The sequence below is a fragment of the Thalassoroseus sp. genome (assembly GCF_984380535.1).
The window spans coordinates 240,393-260,822 of the sequence record NZ_CFHRBF010000013.1; the positions used below are offsets into that span (position 1 = coordinate 240,393).

Below are 20,430 nucleotides of genomic sequence, written 5' to 3' on the forward strand. Positions count from 1 at the left end.
GTGGTCGCCGATTATCCGACGCGGAGAACCGATTTTCAATGCGGACATGAGGTCACGGCGTCGCCAACAATTTGCGGGAACAATTTCGCTTGTTCGAGATTTGCTTGCTGAGCTTTCTTTTCGACGCCATACAACTTCGATACTATGAAACGACCTGCGAGAACGGATCGCGGGTGTTCACGGACGATGATGCCGGGAGGGCAGCATGCCAAAACTCTGGAAGGAATTGCCAGCCGAGCCAATTATCAGCGATTTCGGCGACAATCCGTTCAATCCGCATTCGGCGACCGATCTTGTGCGTGTGCACGGTCGCACGCGGAAACGCCTTCGAGACGCAATCTGTAGCGAATGCAAGAACGAACCCGGTGTGTACGGGATGCTCGATGCCGACGGTGTGCTCATTTACGTCGGCAAATCCAAGCAGCTACGCACGCGGATTCTCAGTTACTTTACAGCCGGGCAGCGGAACGAGAAGGCGGGACGGATCATTCGGCATACCCACTCGATGATGTGGGAGCCGGCGGGAACTGAGTTCGCAGCGTTGTTGCGGGAATTGCATCTCATCCAAACGCGACGACCGGCTTGGAACGTTAAAGACATGCCCAAGCGAATGCGGGCGAACTATGTGTGTATCGGCCGTCCGCAGGCACCGGGTGTGTTCGTAACAAACCGACCAGCCAATCATGTAACCAATGCATTTGGGCCGTTGCGAGGAAGTCGTCGCGTGAAAGCCGCCGTCGAAGCGCTCAATCGACATTGTCAACTTCGCGATTGCATGAATACCGTTCCCATGCGTTTCGCGGAGCAATTGGGGCTGTTCGAAACGACTGATCGACCCGGCTGCTTGCGTCTGGAAATGGGCACATGTCTCGGGCCTTGCGTCGGTGCATGTTCTCGGCGGGCCTACACTCAACAGGTGCAGTTGGCACAGCGATTCTTGGAAGGAACCGATCTGAGTTTGCTCGAGTCGGTCGCCGCCCAGATGCAGACCGCAGCTGCGGGACGGTTGTTCGAACTTGCAGCTCGGCTGCGTGACGAGTTGGAATCTTTGACCGTCCTGCGTGAAATCCTAGACCGTTTGCGGACCGCGCGTGAAGAGTTTTCATTCATCTATCCACATGGCTCGGGTGAGAAACAGATTTGGTATCTAATTCGCGGCGGGCAAGTGGCGAGCGTCGTAGCACCGCCGAACGATCCTGATTCTGCCGAGATGGTCCGCAAGGAAATCGATCGTATCTACAGTCGGCGTTTGCCCCCTGAGGATCTCACGACTCAACGACCGGACACCTTGATGCTTGTTAGTTCGTGGTTTCATCGGAAACCATCGCGGTTGGAAGATACACTATCACTAGCGACCGCCCGGCGTCGTTGCACGATGGCTATGCGAGGAGCGGCGGAATCCGCATGTTGACGCCCTGCAAGAAAGCGAGCAAAGTCGGTATGATACGGCTTTGATTGCGTCAACTCGGAGAATACGGATCGATGGTTCGCGACTTCACCACGGAAAGCCTCTCCCACGACCCGATTCACGGCTACATCCCGTTCATCTCCCCCGCCGGACTGCCCGCTGGCGAGATCGCCGAACAACAGATCATCGATCACCCGTGGGTGCAGCGACTCCGAAAAATCCATCAACTGCAAACCGCATGGTGGGTGTTTCCATCAGCGGAGCATATGCGATTTCAACATGTGCTCGGGGCGATGCATCTGGCGTCGAAGGTGATCGACGCCTGGTATGAATCGCTGGCCGATTCCTGTCCGAACGTGCCATCGCGTGGTTATGTGGAATGCCTGGTGCGTATGGCCGCACTGTTGCACGACGTGGGGCACGGACCGTTCGGACACTTCTTCGACGACCATTATCTGTCGCAGTGGAACGTCACTCACGAAGACATCGGTTCGCATATCATTCAACACCATTTGGGCGATCTTCTACGGGGAATCCGGCGTTGTCCGGGAGCCCAATTGCAACCGCTGGAAGAGTTGGAACCGGCACAGATCGCTTGGCTGATTCGTCGACCAAAACATGCCGACGATGAAGGCCACCCCGACTGGTTATGCAAGTTGCGAGCACTCTTCAGCGGAATCTACACCGTCGACAACATGGATTTCGTGCTCCGTGATGCGTACATGTCCGGCTATAGTTTGCGGGCGTTCGATCTCTCACGGTTACTGCACTACACGTTTTTCACGCCCGCGGGACTCACGATTCATTCGCGCGGCTTGCCGACTTTGATCAACTTCATCGAGACACGAGCCAACTTGTTCCGTACGATTTATTTCCATCGCACCGTCCGCGCGTTGGACCTGGCTCTTGAAGAATTGTTTCCCGATACGATGGCAAGGTTATTCCCGGGAAACCCGATGGAGCATTTGGACGCCTACCAATCCTTTACCGAATTTTCCTTCCTGGTCGATGTGGATCGGTTTTCGGAAAGTGATGACCCGGCGACACGGGAGTTGGGCCATCAGTGGGACGAGATCCTGCAACGACAAGTCCCGTGGAAAATGGCCTGCGAACGCACGATCAATTTCCATGTCGGGACTTCGGAACAGACGTCGATTTTCGGGGAATCCGATATCATCGAACGACGGTTGCGAAGGAATCTTCCACCAGAACTTCGTGAGATTCCTCTCGCGTTCGATATCGCACGGCACTATCACCGTCCGAACGCGCGATTGCCCGCGGCGGGGCTGAATTACCTGCTCGACCCCGCTTACGACGGACCGCGGATGCTGAGTGACGACGAGCTTTTCCGGGCATTGCCGACGAGTTTCCTGATCTTCCGTGTGTACTCACGGGATCATCGACACGATGCCGCCTTGAACCAAGCTCTCGACGCCGTCGTGGGAGCCACAACGGACGCCAAGACGAATATGTGAGAACGTGTACCGCAAAAATGGGTGGTATCGGCAACTCGTTGCCAGCACATTGGGATATGAGACTTTCAACGAGTCGTTCATCAGCACGCAGTGGAGGCGAGCATGAAATTGGCGGCACTCCTTATTGCGGCATCGCTTATATCAGTGTCTGGATGTCAATTCTCGTCACATGCACCGAATCCGCAATGGCTCGTAGACTTTCAGAATACAGACTCAATTCTGATTCGAAATCACGATGATCAATGTGTGATTTCGGATGCGGAAACGATCAGTCGGTTACGGAAAATCTACGAAAACGCAAAATGGAGGCCGTACTGCCACACGTTGCCCGGAGACCTTGGCGACAGGACAATTGAACTACTTGACGGCAAGACCTCATTACGGCGCTTCAGTTTCACCGGATCGCTTTGGGAATGTAAGTCATACACCGAAAATCGCACGGCTGAACTTTCAGATTCGGACGTCCAGTGGATCGAATCGTTGTTCGCGTTAGTTTCTGTTCGCAGATCACCACCAGCACCCGAGGCAGCCAAACGACAATGGCTTAAAACTGAGCACTTAATCACTCAGCGACTGAAATCAACGTCTTCCGTGCGCGCTGGCTTACACGTACTTACGCCTTCTGTTCGAAGTCTCGCATGAACTCAACGAGGCTTTCGACGTCTTTCGGCTCGAATGCGTTGTAGATGCTGGCACGCATACCGCCGACGCTGCGGTGTCCTTTGAGGCCGTCGAAACCGGCTTCGGTGGCGGCTTTGATGAAGGCAGCGTCTTTGTCGGCATCACCGGTAACGAAGCATACATTCATGTTCGACCGGCTACCGACGTCGGCGGTCGCGTTGAACAATTGGCTCTCGTCGAGATAGGAATACAGCGTTGCAGCTTTTGCGGCGTTACGTTCGCCGACCTTCTCCAAGCCGCCTTGGTCGAGGATCCACTTCAGCGTTAGGCTGATGATGTAGATCCCGAACGTCGGTGGGGTGTTGAACATCGACTCTTTCTCAGCATGTGTGCGGTACTGCAGCATCGTCGGCAAATCGGTTTTGCCTTGTTCGACGAGATCCTTACGAACAATGACGAGCGTGACTCCGCTCGGCCCCAGGTTCTTCTGAGCACCAGCGTAGATCAAACCATATTTGCTCACGTCAATCGGGCGGCTGAAGATATCGCTACTCGTATCGGCCACAAGAAACGCACCATCGGGCACGCTCGGTTCTTCTGTGAACTGGGTTCCGTAGATCGTGTTGTTAGTCGTGTAATGCACATACCGTGGCGAGGTGCTGTAGCTGCGTTTGTCGGGGATGTAACAGAAGTTACGGTCCTCGCTCGAGCAGACCGTGTTGACGTGACCGAATTTTTTCGCTTCCTTGACGGCCTTCTGAGACCACGAACCTGTCACGAGGTAATCGGCAGTTTGGTCGGCACTAAGAAAGTTCATCGGCACCATAAAGAACTGCGACGACGCACCACCTTGCAAAAAGAGAATGTCGTAGTCATCGGAAATTCCTGCAACTTCCCGGCAACGCTGCATCGCGTTTTCATAAACAGCCAGAAACGCTTTGCCACGGTGTGAGTGCTCGAGAACACCGATACCCGTGCCATCAAGCGAGATCAACGCTTCACGGGCTTCTTCGAGAACAGCCAAGGGGAGTGCTGCGGGGCCGGCGGAGAAATTGACTTTGCGATCGACCATTTTGACCTCAATGATTGCTGTTTGAGCGGAGTGCCAAGTGTGGCGGACGAAGGGCCGGACATGTGTTGTGGAACCTATGTCATATCGACCGGCTACGTTTCACTCTCAGCCCTTCGTGAGTTATTCAATAACGGAGACAATACCTGGCACAGAGAAGTTCTCGACAACGACTCGGGATTCTACAGAATCTCCAACGTCGGCATACTTCCGCCTTCGAAGAGTTTCTTGGCAACTTCCAGGGCAACTTGCTGAGAGATATTCATCAGCGGTTCGCGGGCGGGACTATCTTCATCGAAGAGTTTCACCATGTCGCCGGCATCGCCTTGGATCCGGACTTGGGCTTCGATCGGCATCTCCCCCAAGAACGGAACATTGAGTTCCTTCGCTTTATCGCTAGCTCCACCGCGACCGAAAATTTCGCCGCTCATGTTTTCGACCATCCCCAGAACAGGAATGCGAACTTGATTGAACATGCTGATCGCTTTGACGGCATCGAGCAATGCGACCTGTTGGGGCGTGCAAACGATGACGGCTCCCGCAAGTCCTAGAAGTTGCGACAGCGTCAGAGAGACGTCCCCGGTTCCCGGCGGCATGTCGATAATGAGGTAATCCAATTCGCCCCAGTCGACATCTTTCAGGAACTGCGTCAGCGTTTTGTGAAGCATTGGCCCCCGCCAGACAATCGCCTGATCCGGTTTGACGAAGAACCCAATCGACATGACTTTCACGCCACCGGCGGCCACGTTCGGTTCGATCCGCATAACGCCGGGCGACGGTTCACTTGCGGCCGGTTGGCCGGTGACATTCAGCATGTGCGGAATACTTGGTCCATAGACATCGGCATCCATCAGGCCGACCGATGCACCCATTTGTCGAAGTCCGTACGCGATCGACGCTGCCATCGTGCTTTTGCCGACACCGCCCTTGCCACTACCCACAGCAATGACATTCTTGACCTTCAACCCAATCGAACCGCCACTGTCTTTTCCCCGGACTTTCACGGAGTAATCGACATCGACCGGACCGGCATCCGGGTGGGCACTGGCGATCGATTGTTGAACCGCTTGCGTCAGTTGCTCTTCTTGCGGGTATCCGTACAGCGGGAGCTCGATGGAAACTTTGACACGTCCATCTGCAACGGCCACTTGCTTCACGGTCCGCAAGGTAGACAGCGGTTGTCCGAACACCGGATCGACCGTTTTGTTCGCTGCTTGTAGAAGTTCTGTTTCGCTGAATGAGTGTGTCATTTCGGAATGTTCTTGTCGGTAGAAGTCCTGTGGTTCGACGCCCGAAATTGACGACGACACCAGTTCCCGAGTCGATCGCCTGCGAGCGGTTTTAGCAGGAATTCCGTGGCCCCCAATTCTCGAATCGTCAGCTCCAGTTCTTGGTACGCTGCCGATGCAATCACCAGGATCGGACACTCCCACGTCGGGCGACTCGCATATTGGCCGAGAAACTGCAGGCAGTTTGCCGGCTGGTCGTCCAGGTGTAATATGACGACAGGTTGGCTCAGCGGAAATGTGGAGTCTGTCGACAACATTTCCGGTAAGTTCTGAAGTCGATTGCAGGATCGAATTCGCACGTCTTCGTTCAGGAATTGGCGTTGCAATTCCGGGATCCACCACGGTTTTTCTTCGAAGACGATCAGGGTTCCATTCATCGAAAGTCCATCCCACGCGCGGCCCGATTGTAGAGTGCCAACCCAATGAAAACAACTCCTCGGAGATTCGACCCCGGGCCGGTCCTCTCACCAATTTACCGGGCTATCCTGTTCCGTAGCGTTTGCCAGAACGGAACGAGAAACTCATTTCGAAGGACCGTCATCATACCTAGATAGATCGCACCTCCCAACCCGGCCGCCGCGACGGTTCGCACCGGGGTGAAGGGGTTGCCGATTGTCGAGGCGAAAATGCATGCAACTGTCGATGCAATGGTCGACTGCACAAGCGTCCCAAGAACTCCTTGACCGAACTGCGGTTTCTCGAACCGGCTGTAAACCGCACCGGCTAAAAACATTGTGTTCAATAACATCGCGGCGGACGTGACCCAGGGAATTGCGGTTAGACCATATTGCGGTACAAACCAAAACTTCAGTCCCACGCCGATCGCAAGAGCCATAAAGCTGCACAACACCGGCGTTTTTACGTCTTGCATCGCATGCAGGACACGTGCGAAAACTTCGCTCAATCCGAATCCCACGATCAAACCACAGTAAGCCTGCAATAAAGTCGCAACAACGCTGGTGTCAGCCGGTTGAAACTCGCCATGCTCGAAAAGCGTATGGATGATGGCCGTGGAAAATAGGACAATAGCGGCAATCACGGGTGTCGTGAGCACAATGAGCAAGCGAATCGACCGAGAAATTTCCGATTGAAGGGCCGTCCAGTTTCGCTCCGCAGCGCGAAGGGCAATGGTCGGAAATGTCACCGCAATGATGCCACTGGGGATCAGCAACGCCAGTGCGTTCGCGACACGATATGCGTATCCCAACCGGGCAACGCCGCCGGTATTCAGCCCAGAAGCCAGGTACCGGTCTACAATCGGCTCGACTCGAAAATAAATGCCCGCCAACACAAGCGGCCAAAGCAAACCGAGCACACGTTTGAGTCCGGCGTCCTCGCCAATTGGTCCAATTTGCCATCCGACAATAAGTCGTGGTGAAAGTAGAAGAACCGTCAATCCGGTTCCCGAGATCACAGACCAGGCCATGCCGTGAATGCTCCAACTTCTCCCACCGAACGCCAACAGAACAAGTGTGAAAACGATACCCAAAACGCTCGCAAGCGGTGGTCGCGCGAACTCGCCATGAGCTTGATAAACGGCGTAAAGAAAATTCGTGAGACTGTTCAACAGCGTCAGCCAACACACGATCCTGAGCAATTCTGCCGACAGTATGGCTTGCCCTTCATCAAAGCCCGGAAAGAACAAGCCGACCCAAAACTCCGCAGCAACGAACAGACCAATGCAAAAAATCCCCATGACGCCCAGCACAAGCAGTTGTGTTTGCGTCACAAGTCGGTCGGTCACTTCGCGTCGCCCGATTTGCGTTTTCTCCGCGAACACGGGGACAAATGCGGAGGGAATCGGCCCGCACAGCACGGCACTAAGAATGGCGGGCAGTGTGATTGCGGCTACGTAGGCGTCAACACTTGGTCCCGCGCCGTACAACCACGCCACAAACATTTGCAGACCGAATTGCAAACCGAGATGAATGGTCGACAATACAGTCACAGACGAGACAGCCCTCAGCGAACTAGCCGTCGATGACTCGTCGTCATGTGATGATTGGTTCATAAGGTTGGCATTTTTGACACGGAAACCACGAACAGCTACGGAAGAACAGAACGAGCATGCAAGCTTATCAGATTCAATCGGACGAAGGCATCGACGCGATCGCACGAGTGAACCTCCCGGAACGAGAACCGTCGTCGAACGAGGTTCTCGTTCAGATGAAAGCTGCGAGCTTGAATTACCGGGATTTGGGAGTGACTCGCGGCGGCTATCCGAGAAACGACACTCGCCCAGTCATTCCACTTTCGGACGGGGCCGGCGAAGTAATCGCGGTCGGAAAATCTGTCACCAGGTTTCAGGTTGGAGACCGTGTCGTCAATTGTTTCTTCGACGATTGGGACGCCGGTGACGTGGACAACGCCGGACTGTGCACAGGACGTGGCGGCGGGATCGATGGAGTACTCGCGAATCAGGTCGCATTTCCCGAACGGGCATTGCTGAAAATCCCCGAGCATCTCTCGTTCGAAGAAGCCGCTTGTTTTCCCTGTGCAGGGGTCACGGCGTGGCAAGCATTGATCGACCTTGGCAAATTGAAAGCTGGGCAGACCGTTTTAACATTGGGGACAGGTGGCGTCTCCGTCTTTGGACTGCAAATCGCAAAGTTGCATGGTGTCCGTGTGATTGTGACCTCCAGCAGTGACGAGAAGTTGGAACGTGTCCGCGAACTCGGAGCCGATGACACGATCAACTATCGCACAAATCCGGAGTGGCATGAGGAAGTGCTGAAATTGACCGATGGCGTTGGAGTCGACAACGTCATCGAAGTCGGTGGTGCAGGTACGCTGCAAAAATCTCTGGCGTGTGCCAAAGTCAGTGGTCGCGTCTCTTTGATCGGCGTTCTGTCAGGGACCGATGGCATGATCAACCCGCTCCCGGCATTGTTTAACCGCGTGACGATTCAGGGAATCTATGTCGGAAGTCGGGTGATGTTCGCCGATCTGCTTAACTGCGTTCGCATCAACGAGATGCGGCCGGTGATCGACCGTGTGTTCGATTTTGACGACGCGCGTGACGCGTACCATTACCTGAAATCTGGCAAGCACTTTGGCAAAGTTGTGATCCGAATCAACTCCTAGACTTTGCAGAAGACCTCCGATTACGAGAACGCCGCTTGGGTGCGGGCGACGAGGTCGCTGTCCGGCGTAGTCGAACTTTTTAGTTCGAACACATTTGAGGCCAAAAACACGTTTCTCCATTCGGGAGACACATTGTAGAAATCTTCGAGCACGGCGGAACTAAATTTGTAATCGTGTGCATCCCGGCTTTTGCGATAGATCAACACTCGGGCCGCGTCGATGACTTCATACGGAGATTGGCTGTGCTCGAGATGGGCCAATGTCATGCGGGCGGCGTCCATCGGTTCGCGACCCAACGTGGCGAAGATATCGTCCACGCCAGCCTTCGAACGTTCACCGGTCACTTTGGTCAGATCCTCGATGGTCACCTCTTTGATACGCCCCCGAGACTTCATCGCATCGCGAAACATCGTGAGGAAGGCGGCGTTTTGCAGTGTCATTAAGCGACGGGTTTCATCGTTGCCGCTCGAACGATATGCGTAGGCTAGGGCATTGGAAGTGGTGTTGGCGTGGAGCGCGACGATGCCGGGTTGCCGCATGAGAAGCTCACCCGCGAACACGAACAGACCATCCCAAACCGATTGCGGCGAGACACCAGCGTTGAGGAGTTTGACCACCTGATCGCAAGCGTCCTCATGCGAGGCAGTCCGTAAGTGAGTCACAAGCTCTTCGGTGGCATCCCGATCGGCCGTGCCGTTCCGCCAGTCTTCACGGATTGTTTGGACAAGTTCCAGGTTCCGTCGCCATGGTTTGTCGGCGTCGGCGTCACGATCCTTAGGATTGCCGTCTTCATGCATGAGCAGCGCATACGTAAGTGATCGCAAAATTGGCTCGGCGTGTCGCCAACCGATGCATTGCAACGTTCGGCGACTGTTCGCGACGAAGATCGCCTTATGGCCGATTGAGCGGAAATCGCGTGCCCCATAACGGAACATCTTTTCGTAGACTTCGTTCGCTCCCGCTGTGCGGGCTAATTGCGCAACTGCAGCGTCGGCGGCGGACTCGTCCCAGTTTTCCATTGCGGTTTGGAACTGACGCATCGCCTTGTGTGCCGGCGGTAATGCGGACTCGTCAACCGGAGGCATCGACCAGTCACCGCGTTCTTCCACATCACGGGCGGCCGCGGATTTGAAGTAATCCAACCCCCAGAACAACGGCAACCAGCGTGTGTCCGGCGGGGACGAGAGACTTGCCAAGTGTGTGGAATTCACCGCGAGCACGGTGTGAAACTTGTGCCCGACCGACGGACGCGGTTCCACGTTTCGGACCGCCGCCAATTGAAGTGCCGCCACAACTTCGGTGTAGCTCAGACCGCTTTGAATTCGTTTGGCAAAGACGCCGAGGACATCTTCCCTTGGCGTCTCTTCCAGCAGGCGAACAATCGGCTCGATATCCGGCTGTAACGCAACTGTTTCCTTGCTGCGTTTGAGTTCCGCGGCCGATACCGCCCCTAATCCTCGGAAGACCGAGAGATCACTACTTCCCAAGAACGTACCGGCCGCCAAACTGCTTGCCAAAAACTCACGTCGTTTGAAGGAATTCGTCATCGCATGATCTTCCTGAGCGAAAGGACTCGTATGAACTACGACCCCATTCTACGAAAATCATGCGAGGACCAAAGAAAATTCCAGGCAGAGTTTACTCGGATTCTTCCTTCTCCATGAGTTTCTCTAGGACGCTACGGTCTTCGAGGGTGGTGGTGTCTCCGGCACTTTCCCGACCGGCAGCGATGTCGCGAAGTAGACGTCGCATGATTTTCCCGCTACGTGTCTTCGGAACTGCTGCGGCAAAGCGGATTTGATCGGGTGTGGCGATGGCACCGATTTGACCACGGACGTGTTGGGTTAACTCTTTGGCGAGTTCGTCGCTACCGTTGCCGCTTTTGAGCGTCACGAAACAACAAATCCCTTCGCCCTTCAAGTCATGCGGGAACCCAACGACTGCCGCTTCGGCGACCGTTGGATGGCTGACCAAGGCACTTTCAATTTCCATCGTGCTAAGTCGGTGGCCGGACACATTGAGCACATCGTCCACGCGGCCCATGACCCAGTAATAGCCGTTCTCGCCGCGACGCGCACCGTCACCGGCGAAGTAACAACCGTCGATCTTGCTGAAGTAGGTTTCCAAGAAGCGATCGTGATCGCCATAGAGGGTTCGCAACATGTGCGGCCACGGTTGTTTCATGACCAACAGACCACCCGAGTTCGCCGGTTGGCTTTCGCCGGTTTCGCTGACGATATCAGGTACGACGCCCGGCAGCGGTCGGGTGCAACTTCCTGGTGTGGTTGACGTGATCCCAGGCAACGGAGAGAGCATAATCCCGCCGGTTTCCGTTTGCCACCAGGTGTCGACGATCGGGCATTTTTCGCGGCCGATGACTTTGTGATACCACATCCACGCTTCCGGGTTGATCGGCTCACCGACGGTACCAAGGAGTCGTAAGCTCGACAAATCATGCCGATTCGGCCACTCGTCTCCCCATTTGATAAACGCACGGATGGCGGTCGGAGCGGTATAGAAAATGTTGACTTGGTACTTCTCGACGATCTCCCAGAATCGCCCTTCATCCGGCCAATTCGGAGCACCTTCATACATCAGCGTCGTCGTGCCGTTGGCAAGTGGACCGTAAATGATGTAACTGTGCCCGGTGATCCAGCCGATGTCGGCGGTACACCAGTAAGTGTCTTCCTCTTTCAGATCGAACACCCAGTTGGTCGTGAGCATTGCTCCCAACATGTAACCGCCGGTCGAGTGCAATACACCCTTTGGTTTGCCGGTGGAACCGGACGTGTAAAGGATGAACAACGGATGTTCGCTGTCGAGCGGCGTAGCGGGGCAGTCGGCTGAAACATCAGCCATGAGATCATGCCACCAGTAATCGCGATCTGGCACCATCTCGACATCGCAACCAACGCGGTTCACGACGACGACTTTTTGCACCGATGACGATTTTTCCAGGCTCGCATCGACATTCTTCTTCAATGCGATCTCTTTACCCCGACGCCAACCGCCGTCCGCAGTGATGACGACTTTCGATTGGGCATCGTTGTTTCGATCCGCGATTGCATCAGCACTGAAACCGCCGAAGATGATCGAGTGCGTCGCGCCAATGCGGGCACAGGCGAGCATCGCGATCGCAAGTTCAGGGATCATCGGCATATAAAGGGTGACACGGTCGCCGCTTTCGACGCCGAGTTTTTGGAGCACGTTGGCGAACTGACATACTTCGCGGTGAAGTTCTTGGAACGTCAGAGTGCGTGTATCGCCGGGTTCGCCTTCCCAAATGATTGCGGCTTTATTTTTACGCCAGGTTTTCAGGTGGCGATCAAGACAGTTATACGACGCGTTGATCTGCCCGCCGGTGAACCATTTGGTTTCCGGCATGTCGCCTTCGAGGACGGAATTCCACTTTTTGAACCAGTCCAAATTCTCTGCCATCTCGCCCCAGAAGCCGGCCGGGTCGTCTTTCGCCCGTTGCCACATTTCCTGATATTGTTCCTCGGACGATATATTCGCGCGGGCGGCGAAATCCGCTGGCGGGGGGAACATCCGCGATTCTTGAAGGACACTCTCGATCCGTTCATCACCGGGGGCGCTCATGTTGTTTTTTCCTTGGGCGGCTGGCACTTCGTTGATAGTTGGCGGCACACGATTCGTGTGAGATCATCGTGTCGCGTGTCAAAATTCTGATATGTCCGCCGATCTTAGGGCTGAGGTGACAAAATATCAAACAAGTCGCTTCGCGTTCAGGACTTCGGCAACTGAGGCAGCGCTTGTCGGAAATTGAATCTGCGAAAAATGGGAATATCTCGGCGGGCAAATATCACCAATCAGGCGGGTGTAAGTTCCGTGATTGCCACGCCCATCGCTTCGCTCTGAGACGTGTCACCCCGAACGCAAGACAAAGAGTCGACGGGGCGTGCTTAATAAGTTGCTGTAACCGACTGATCGATCAGCCGATTGGCTCGCTGGGGTCGTCGAGTTGGCTGAAGTCGGGTGGCTTCTTGTAGAACTCGCTGAGGTCTAGTTTGCCCTGCGATTCGAGTTCCACAATTCGCAAACGCTGCTCGATACGCTTGAGACGTTCCGCCAGGACCGGGTGAATGGCGAGTTCCTTCGATCGCGGTTCGAGGCGAGGGACGGTGGGATACCCCAGTTGTCGCTGGAGAGCCGCAAACATATAGAGTGGATCGCGACCGAGGTTTGCCTTGGCAATGCGGCCTTCCTGCACTCCAAACAAGACCGGCGTGCTGAGTGTCCAGTTGGGATCGCCAAGTTTGCGGCGACGTTCGATCACGAAATGCTCGCTTTGCCGATAAAGCATTTCGCTGAATTCCATATTCCCGAGTTCTAGTCGAACCCAGAGAATCCACTTTCGCCAGTCCTCGTCGTACATCGGATCGTCTGCAATGGCTTGTAAGCCCCGGTCGTATCCCAGGCGATTTCGAGCGATGCATTCGAACTGATAAATGAACAACCCCGGCGGGGTCGGTGACTCCGATAGGTACTTCGCCTGTTCTTCGAGGATTTTCAGGGCAATCCGCACGTCGAATTTCGAACGGTCCGCTTCGGCGATACTCAATACGTATCCCTGGAACGGGGCGAAGTAATGCCGAAGATACTGCATGCCATCAGAGAGCCGACCGTGAAGCTTGATCTCACCAGCCAAGAATTCCATCGCAGTGGGCAACCGCGTGGTGGCGAGAATTTCCTCTTGCAGGTCCTGGAGGATCTCTTGGGACGGTGTGTTGTCGGCCAAACGTTCGATGAACGTGCGGAAGAAGTAACGCTGTTCGATGTATTCCTCGCGATCGAGGAGTCGTTCAGTCATGGGCGGATCAGATACAGAAATTGTTTGCCACGGAGATACAACGTGCCATCGGCGACGGCCGGCGACGCGGCAAATTCGTCATCGAGTTTGTTTTTCGCGACGATGGTGAATTCCTTGTCGGCTTTGATGACGGTGCCGTGTCCTTCCAGGCTGAGGAAGTACACGTTGCCGTCTGCAACGATCGGCGACGCTTTGTAATTCCCACCAGGGATACGTTCCCGCCAGTATTGTTCGCCGGTTTTGGCATCAAGACAACTTGCAATTCCGTTGTCCGTCACGATGAACACCAAGCCGTTGGCGACCACCGGGCAACAGGTATCTGGTGTGCTGGGGGCGATCTTCCACTGAATGCTTGACTCAGAGAGTTGACCGGGGTGCTCGGGAATTTCAATCGCGTGGAGCGGTCCGCGCATTCCGATGGTCGTGTAAACGACGCCGTCATGCAGCGTTGGGCCTGTGATCGTCCGTCCGCCGACTAAGCCGGGGAGACTCCAAAGTTTTTTGCCGGTACTGGGATCATAGCTATCAAGCACATTGCCCCCCATGACGATCATCTGTGGACCGTCGGGAGTGGTGTGGAAAACAGGTGTGGTGTAGGAATCGCCTTCCTCGGCATGAGCTCCGGTCTCGCGAGCGGTTTTCCACACGAGTTTGCCGGTTCGTTTGTCATGAGCGACAACGTAATTTGGCACGCTGCCAGCTCCGTCGACACCGTCCAACGGGTCTTGCATGCAGACGGAAATCACCAAGTCCTCGTGGAATACGGGGCTATTGGCATGCCCCCACCAGATCGTGTACTCGCCGTAATCATCGACGAGATTGCGTTCCCATTCCAGCGAGCCATCGAAGCGGTAAGACGCCAACAATCCGTTGCCAAAATGCACAACCACACGTCCGCCATCGGTGATCGGCGATGGGCTAGCCAAGTTGTGTAGGTTATGAAATTTCGAAGTGCGGTTGCCTTTGCCTTCGCCCTTGCGTTTCGCGATTCCCTCGCCGACCGATTTCGACCAGACAATCTTGCTGGCTTGCGGATCAATCCGCACGAGCACAAGTTTGCCATCGGCTTCGGACGTCAGAAACACCGCATTGTCCCAAATCGCGGGGGTGCTCGTGCCCCACTCAGGGAGTTTGATCTTCGTAACGGAATCGGAATCGGCACTCCAACGCACGGCCAATTTCGTTTCGCGGGAATGACTATTGCCCTGCGGTCCACGCCATTGCGGCCAATTCTCCGCGGATGTCTTCGCCGGAGCTAACAAGCCGACAACGATCAAACCGATACTTGCCAATCGACGCATGGGTAAACTCCGTAGGATCGATCAATCATGATAAAAATCGATCCTACCCAGACCACACGTCATCGGCAACAGGTCGTGTATTCCTACTCATTCCCGTTTGCATGCGTTAGAATCTTGGCCGAACATAATCGACGAATCATTCTAAGGAATTCTGTCCTATGTTGCGTTCACTGAAGTTTGCTGGACTTGTAGTCGCGGTATTGTCGGCGAGTGCTTACGCGTTCAAGGAATGGAAGAGCGGGATCGAATGGCCGGAACCGAAGGTCGTTGACCCAGGCGACGCACAAACGCCACCATCCGATGCGATCATACTGTTCGACGGCAAGGATCTTTTGCAGTGGCACAACGGCGAGAAATGGGAGATTACCGACGGCTATGCGATTTCCAAGGGGAGTAGCATCACGACGAAAGAGGGATTCGGTGACTGCCAACTGCACTTGGAGTTTGCCACCCCGGCCGAAGTGAAGAGCAGTGGCCAAGGTCGCGGCAATAGCGGCGTGTATCTGATGAATCGCTACGAAGTTCAAATCTTGGACTCGTACGAGAACACCACTTACCACGACGGACAATGTGCAGCCGTCTACAAGCAGTATCCCCCATTGGTCAACGCATGTCGTAAGCCGGGAGAATGGCAGACATATGATATTCTGTTCGACGCTCCCCGATTCGACGAACACGGATCACTCACGCGGCCCGGTTATGTCACTGTCTTGCAGAATGGCGTCGTCGTCCAAAATCGAACGGAATTGCTGGGCAGCACTTCGTATATCGAATCACCGAAGTACAAGAAGCACCCGGACAAACAACCGATCAGCTTGCAATTCCACGGCAACCCAGTGCGGTTTCGCAATATTTGGGTGCGGGAATTGGAATCGCGTCAGCCGAAGTATCCGTCTAAGGGGTAACCAATTACGAAGAGTGCCCTGGCAGCAGATTGCCAGGGCATTCGGAAGTTGGATTTTCTAGGCGACGCGAGAAGTTTACTTCGGTAGCGGTCCGAACATGGGCGTGAACGGGAACAGGAATTTCGAGTTAGCCTCGTATTGGCCTTCGCCGTCTTCATAGCGACGACCGTGCCACCAGTTCAGCCGGACACGAGACCAGAACGGGGTGTAATCCCATCCCCATGTCCCTTCGCAATTCACATAGCGGGGTTCGCCGCCGAAAAGTCGACCGCCGATTCCCCGGGGATTACCACCACCGACATAGTATCCCGAGTACGACGGCGTATTCGACCAATCCGCCAAAATCGAAACCGATTGCGGATACCCGGCTCGGGCGTGTCGTTCACACCAATTAAGATTCGAGGGCGTGCCCGGATCAATTTCCGCCTTGTTGCCAAAGCATTTGTGTGGCGTTTTGCAGTCGTGCTCCGGCGAATCGCAGTCGCTCGCGGAAACAACTGCAGTGAGTGCAAGCGTGAGAATGGCACTCAGGCCGAAGTTCACTGTGCTCATCATGGCAACGGTCCTGGGAAACAAATGGCGGACACGGACGGATTGATGAAGGCCATTCCTTCGTGACAGATGATGTCAGCATGATCATCGGCATAGTTTGCCTGAGTCGTCCCGCTCGTTGCTTACGGTCGGCAAACTTCCACTGACCGGTGAATCACTGGCAAACTGACCATTTTCACCAGCTCCCCAACATTCACATCGACGGTCTTCATACAAAATTCATGGTACCGTCACGGACGCTTCACGGATTCGACTATGATCCGTATGTATCGCATTGTGACCAAGTCGGAATTTTATCGGCCAGTTCTTCTTCCCGATGGATGTCACGACCTATTTCGGGGATGAAGATCCGCGACGGACCGCTCGATTCGATATCTCTGATGTTTTGAAGTATGTCGACGTTTGGCGGAAATGACTTGCTAAGACTGGCGTGTTGTTGATCGAGGCCGGCAGGAGTTGGAGGCATTTGGCGTATTAGCGAATGATTCAACTCGGGTGCTGCCTCTCAAAATCTCAATTGAACGAGACAGACCGAATATGTCCTCGCCCCAATCGACCGCAATCGAATGTACCCGGTGCCAAGCCAAGCTTCGCGCAAACGCGAAGTTTTGTTCCACGTGCGGGCAGGAACTAGGCGCCTCGTCCGAGACCGCAAACGGTATTTCCGGTATCCATGAGATGCTGGAATCTGCCGAGTCGATCGACGTAAACGCGATGAACGCATCGTCATCGCAATCCGACTCTGCCAACGATCTCTCAGGTATGTCGGGGATGTTCGATGCGCTCGAGACCGTAAACGAGACGCCGACGACACCGCCTCGAACCAATGGACACTCCGCCGACAAAGCGGAACAATTCAAACCGCCAAAGCGATCCCAAGAAGATTCGAACGCCGAACCGAACGGGAGCGACCAAAGCAGTGCGTCTGGCACGAGCAGCGTGTCCGGCGTGCGGATGTCGAGTGCCAAGTCGGGAGTACGTTCCGGCGTGCGTGCCAAGAACGCACCGACGTTCGTCGATGGCGTGATTCGGTTCAGTTGTCGCGGATGCGGTCGCAGTATCCGCGCGAAAGAGAAGAAGGCCGGGCAACAGATCAACTGCCCCTCTTGCAAGACACCTCTCAAAGTCCCGCGGACTCCCGACCAGATTGAAAAGGAAAAATCCTTCACGCTTCGCTCTGGCGACGAATCCGGGGAGACCGTTTCGTTTGCGGAGTTGGCACGAAAAGCCGCCGAGGAATCACCGACGGTGTTCGTCGCCGATCCGGAAAACGAACCGTCCGAAACCAATGGTGATCCCCCCAAGAAAAGCCAGAAAACGGGCAAGGATTCCGGTCTTTCGAAGAAACAGCGAAAGACATACACGCAGCTATTTGCACGGTCGCTTGATGACCTCGTCTCCGATGAACAAGATTCGTTGATTCAGGAATGGAAAGATGCGTTGCGTGTGATCGGCCAGTCGGGTGATTCCGCAGCTATTGACCTGGTTAAACCGTTCCTCGATCACCACTCCCGAGAGTTGCAGCGAGTGGCGATTGTTACCGCGGGTGAGCTTCGGGACCCTTCCATTGTTCCCGACCTGATCCGACTCATCGATGACTCAGGCCCGGCGACTCGCAAAACCATCTCGATTGCCCTGGGAAACATCGGCGATGGCCGTGCTGTCCGAGCATTATTGACACTCGGGATCGAAGACCCGCATGTGAAAATTCCTGCGACTGATGCCATCCAACAGATCGGTCCGGCCGCAGCGGAACCCTTGTTGAAAGCGTTGGTCGACAAGGAATCCGGACTTGTGCTCGAAGCCGTCGTCATGCTGGGACGACTCAAGGTGACAGAGGCTGCGCGACCATTGATCCGCGTGCTCGAAGCCGGCTCGTGGATTCTTCGAGCACATGCGGCTCAGGCTCTCGGCAAACTCGGGGACGCTCGTGTCCTCGGTTCCCTGCAAAAGGCTCTCGCAGACTCAAACCCGAACGTCCGCGCGAATGCAGCCGCTGCTCTTGGGCAATTGGGAGATGATGGTTGCGTCACGGAACTTCGGAAGTGTTTGCAAGATTCCGATCCGGATGTCGTGACGCAGACGGTATCGGCTCTCGGCCGAATCGGTGACCCGCGGGCGGCTTCCGCGTTGGTTCCGTTACTTGAGTCACCCGATGCCAATCTCCGATTGCTGGTCTCCGAAGCACTTGGGGATATGGGCGATGAGCGAGCCGTGCCGAACCTGCTGGCGGTGTTGGATACGGACGACGAGAAACTGCAACTCAAAGTGTTGGCGATATTGCGGAAACTACGCGCCCCCGAGGCGATCCCGGATCTTCTTCAGCTTCTGAAACATCGCAGTGAGATGATTCGTCAACGTGCCTGTGATGCACTAGGGCGAATGGGCGATGCGGATGTCGCCGAGCGGTTGGAGACGGTTCTTTCGGTCGATCCGTCCACGGAAGTTCGCGCAGCGGCCGCTCGCGCACTTGGTGAAATTGCGGACCCCGGTTCGGTCGACAGTCTTAAGAAAGCCTTAGAAGACGAATTCTTGGTTCGATGTCAGGCGATCATCGCGTTGGGCACGGTGGGTGACCAGGAGAACGTCAGCGATTTACTGAACCTGCTCGAAGATCGCACCCCGGAAATCAAATACCACGCCGCCGTCGCTTTGGCTGAGTTGGGAGCCACACGTGCTGTCTCCCCGATCCGCAAACTGTTGGAAGATTCGAACCCGATGGTTGTTCGCGGCGCGACAAAAGCTTTGGAGAAACTCGGAGAGCCGGTTGCCCTGGCTGATGTGAAGAAAGCCCAACGACGCGCTCAATATCGTGGACTCTACGAAGTTCTGCTATCGGTCCGCTCGTTTCTGCCCGAAGGTCGTCAAGCGGTGATTGTCGGCCTGGGCGCCCTGGCCATTGTTGTGTTGGCCGGCGGATTCATGCTCGCCAGTATGTTCCTCTTTCAACCGCCGCCCAAAGTGGTTTTGGTACGTGGAAATGCATCCCAAGTTTCGTTTAGTCTCAGTGGGCAACAGGTTTGTACCGGCCGCACGACCGGTTTGATCGAAGTCTACAACACAACAGACGGTAAGCGTACGCATCAATTTCAAGTTCCAAACGGCGGTAAAACGGCGACATTTGCCCATTCGGACGGTGAACTGATCCTACTGAGTAGCAAGGCCCTCCAGCTGTGGAATCTTGCCATCGAAGACCCGGCTCAGCAGCCGGTCCCCGCCGCAAGTCATGCTCGCCAGATTACAGACTTTGTCACAAGCGGAAATCGGGCTTTCGGGATGACCCGATCAAACGATGGCATGGTTATTGTTTGGGATTTGAGTTCCGGACAAAATACGGGCGTTGCCAAGTTCTCGACCAGCTACACGATCTTCGCAGTCTCGCCTGATGGCAGTTTAATCGCCGGTGCCTCGGGAAATGGGCAGATCTTGTTGATCGACGCAGCGACCGGGCAGACCAAGGGAAATCCGATCAACACTTCAGGCTCGGGTGCAATTCGTGGGATGATCTTCAACAGTGAAGGCACGAAGCTCGCTGTTTCCGGAGTGAAATTTGGTTTGGCGATCTACAACACCGAGGGAACGAAACTCGCGCAGGTTGAGACACCAAGCGGGACGGCTTCGTCACTGCGATTCACTCCGGACGGTTCGCAATTGGTTGGCTCGTTGGGGGCTCGATTCGGGGTTTGGAAAGTTTCCGAAGGTTCGATCGACGCACAGCCAAGCGTCGTCAATACCGAACTCGACTTGCTCACCTCCTGGGATTTAAGTCCCGACGGTCGGCAGATCGCGGTCTGTAGCGAGGAGTCCATGCCCGTCTTGCTTTACGACCTGAATTCCGGACAAGAGATTTCCAAGCTCAACGAGGAATAGAACTCCTGCCAGAAAGGGCAATCGC

The 20,430-nt window shown here is 55.1% G+C and carries 14 protein-coding genes; 5 read left to right on the forward strand and 9 right to left on the reverse strand.

Annotated elements, in window-relative coordinates; translation table 11 throughout:
• The first annotated feature begins 205 nt into the window (after positions 1–205).
• Positions 206–1,411: a GIY-YIG nuclease family protein gene (locus tag AC5DDB_RS19140; protein WP_491741359.1), complete on the forward strand. Its 1,206-nt coding sequence runs from the start codon at positions 206–208 to the stop codon at positions 1,409–1,411.
• Between the two features lie 71 nt (positions 1,412–1,482).
• A complete protein-coding gene (locus AC5DDB_RS19145) occupies positions 1,483–2,883 on the forward strand; it encodes an HD domain-containing protein (protein ID WP_491741360.1) in 1,401 nt (466 codons plus the stop codon).
• A 613-nt stretch (positions 2,884–3,496) separates the two neighbouring features.
• Here the strand turns inward: AC5DDB_RS19145 and serC are convergent.
• The 4 genes from serC to murJ form a co-directional block, all read right to left on the reverse strand.
• A complete protein-coding gene (gene serC / locus AC5DDB_RS19150) occupies positions 3,497–4,576 on the reverse strand; it encodes a 3-phosphoserine/phosphohydroxythreonine transaminase (RefSeq protein ID WP_491741361.1) in 1,080 nt (359 codons plus the stop codon).
• Positions 4,577–4,755: 179 nt separating this feature from the next.
• Positions 4,756–5,823 carry an Mrp/NBP35 family ATP-binding protein gene (locus AC5DDB_RS19155; RefSeq protein ID WP_491741362.1) on the reverse strand — a complete coding sequence of 356 codons (1,068 nt, stop codon included), beginning with the start codon at positions 5,821–5,823 and terminating at the stop codon, positions 4,756–4,758.
• Complete coding sequence (locus tag AC5DDB_RS19160; RefSeq protein WP_491741363.1) at positions 5,820–6,239, reverse strand: response regulator; 420 nt, start codon at positions 6,237–6,239, stop codon at positions 5,820–5,822. Before AC5DDB_RS19160 ends, AC5DDB_RS19155 begins: the two co-directional genes overlap by 4 nt.
• 95 nt (positions 6,240–6,334) lie before the next feature.
• On the reverse strand, positions 6,335–7,873 hold the full coding sequence (gene murJ / locus AC5DDB_RS19165; protein WP_491741364.1) for a murein biosynthesis integral membrane protein MurJ: 1,539 nt from the start codon (positions 7,871–7,873) through the stop codon (positions 6,335–6,337).
• Positions 7,874–7,929: 56 nt separating this feature from the next.
• Between murJ and AC5DDB_RS19170 the strand changes: the two genes are divergently transcribed.
• Positions 7,930–8,946 (forward strand): zinc-dependent alcohol dehydrogenase family protein, encoded by a 1,017-nt coding sequence (locus AC5DDB_RS19170; RefSeq protein ID WP_491741365.1) that lies wholly within the window; start codon positions 7,930–7,932, stop codon positions 8,944–8,946.
• A gap of 20 nt (positions 8,947–8,966) precedes the next feature.
• Here the strand turns inward: AC5DDB_RS19170 and AC5DDB_RS19175 are convergent, their stop codons facing one another.
• The 4 genes from AC5DDB_RS19175 to AC5DDB_RS19190 all read right to left on the reverse strand — a co-directional run bounded on the left by AC5DDB_RS19175 (position 8,967) and on the right by AC5DDB_RS19190 (position 15,078).
• A complete protein-coding gene (locus tag AC5DDB_RS19175; RefSeq protein WP_491741366.1) occupies positions 8,967–10,493 on the reverse strand; it encodes a hypothetical protein in 1,527 nt (508 codons plus the stop codon).
• Between the two features lie 91 nt (positions 10,494–10,584).
• Positions 10,585–12,546 carry an acetate--CoA ligase gene (gene acs / locus AC5DDB_RS19180; RefSeq protein ID WP_491741367.1) on the reverse strand — a complete coding sequence of 654 codons (1,962 nt, stop codon included), beginning with the start codon at positions 12,544–12,546 and terminating at the stop codon, positions 10,585–10,587.
• Between the two features lie 352 nt (positions 12,547–12,898).
• Positions 12,899–13,777: a hypothetical protein gene (locus AC5DDB_RS19185; RefSeq protein ID WP_491741368.1), complete on the reverse strand. Its 879-nt coding sequence runs from the start codon at positions 13,775–13,777 to the stop codon at positions 12,899–12,901.
• Positions 13,774–15,078, reverse strand: a complete 1,305-nt coding sequence (locus tag AC5DDB_RS19190; RefSeq protein WP_491741369.1) for an outer membrane protein assembly factor BamB family protein — start codon at positions 15,076–15,078, stop codon at positions 13,774–13,776. Before AC5DDB_RS19190 ends, AC5DDB_RS19185 begins: the two co-directional genes overlap by 4 nt.
• A 158-nt stretch (positions 15,079–15,236) precedes the next feature.
• On the opposite strand from AC5DDB_RS19190, the gene AC5DDB_RS19195 reads away from it, so the two are divergent.
• On the forward strand, positions 15,237–15,983 hold the full coding sequence (locus AC5DDB_RS19195; RefSeq protein ID WP_491741370.1) for a 3-keto-disaccharide hydrolase: 747 nt from the start codon (positions 15,237–15,239) through the stop codon (positions 15,981–15,983).
• 75 nt (positions 15,984–16,058) lie between these two features.
• Here AC5DDB_RS19195 and AC5DDB_RS19200 read toward each other — a convergent pair whose 3' ends face one another.
• Positions 16,059–16,538, reverse strand: coding sequence for a hypothetical protein (locus tag AC5DDB_RS19200; RefSeq protein ID WP_491741371.1), 480 nt, complete (start codon positions 16,536–16,538; stop codon positions 16,059–16,061).
• 675 nt (positions 16,539–17,213) lie between these two features.
• On the opposite strand from AC5DDB_RS19200, the gene AC5DDB_RS19205 reads away from it, so the two are divergent.
• Positions 17,214–20,405 (forward strand): HEAT repeat domain-containing protein, encoded by a 3,192-nt coding sequence (locus AC5DDB_RS19205; RefSeq protein ID WP_491741372.1) that lies wholly within the window; start codon positions 17,214–17,216, stop codon positions 20,403–20,405.
• Positions 20,406–20,430: the final 25 nt, after the last annotated feature.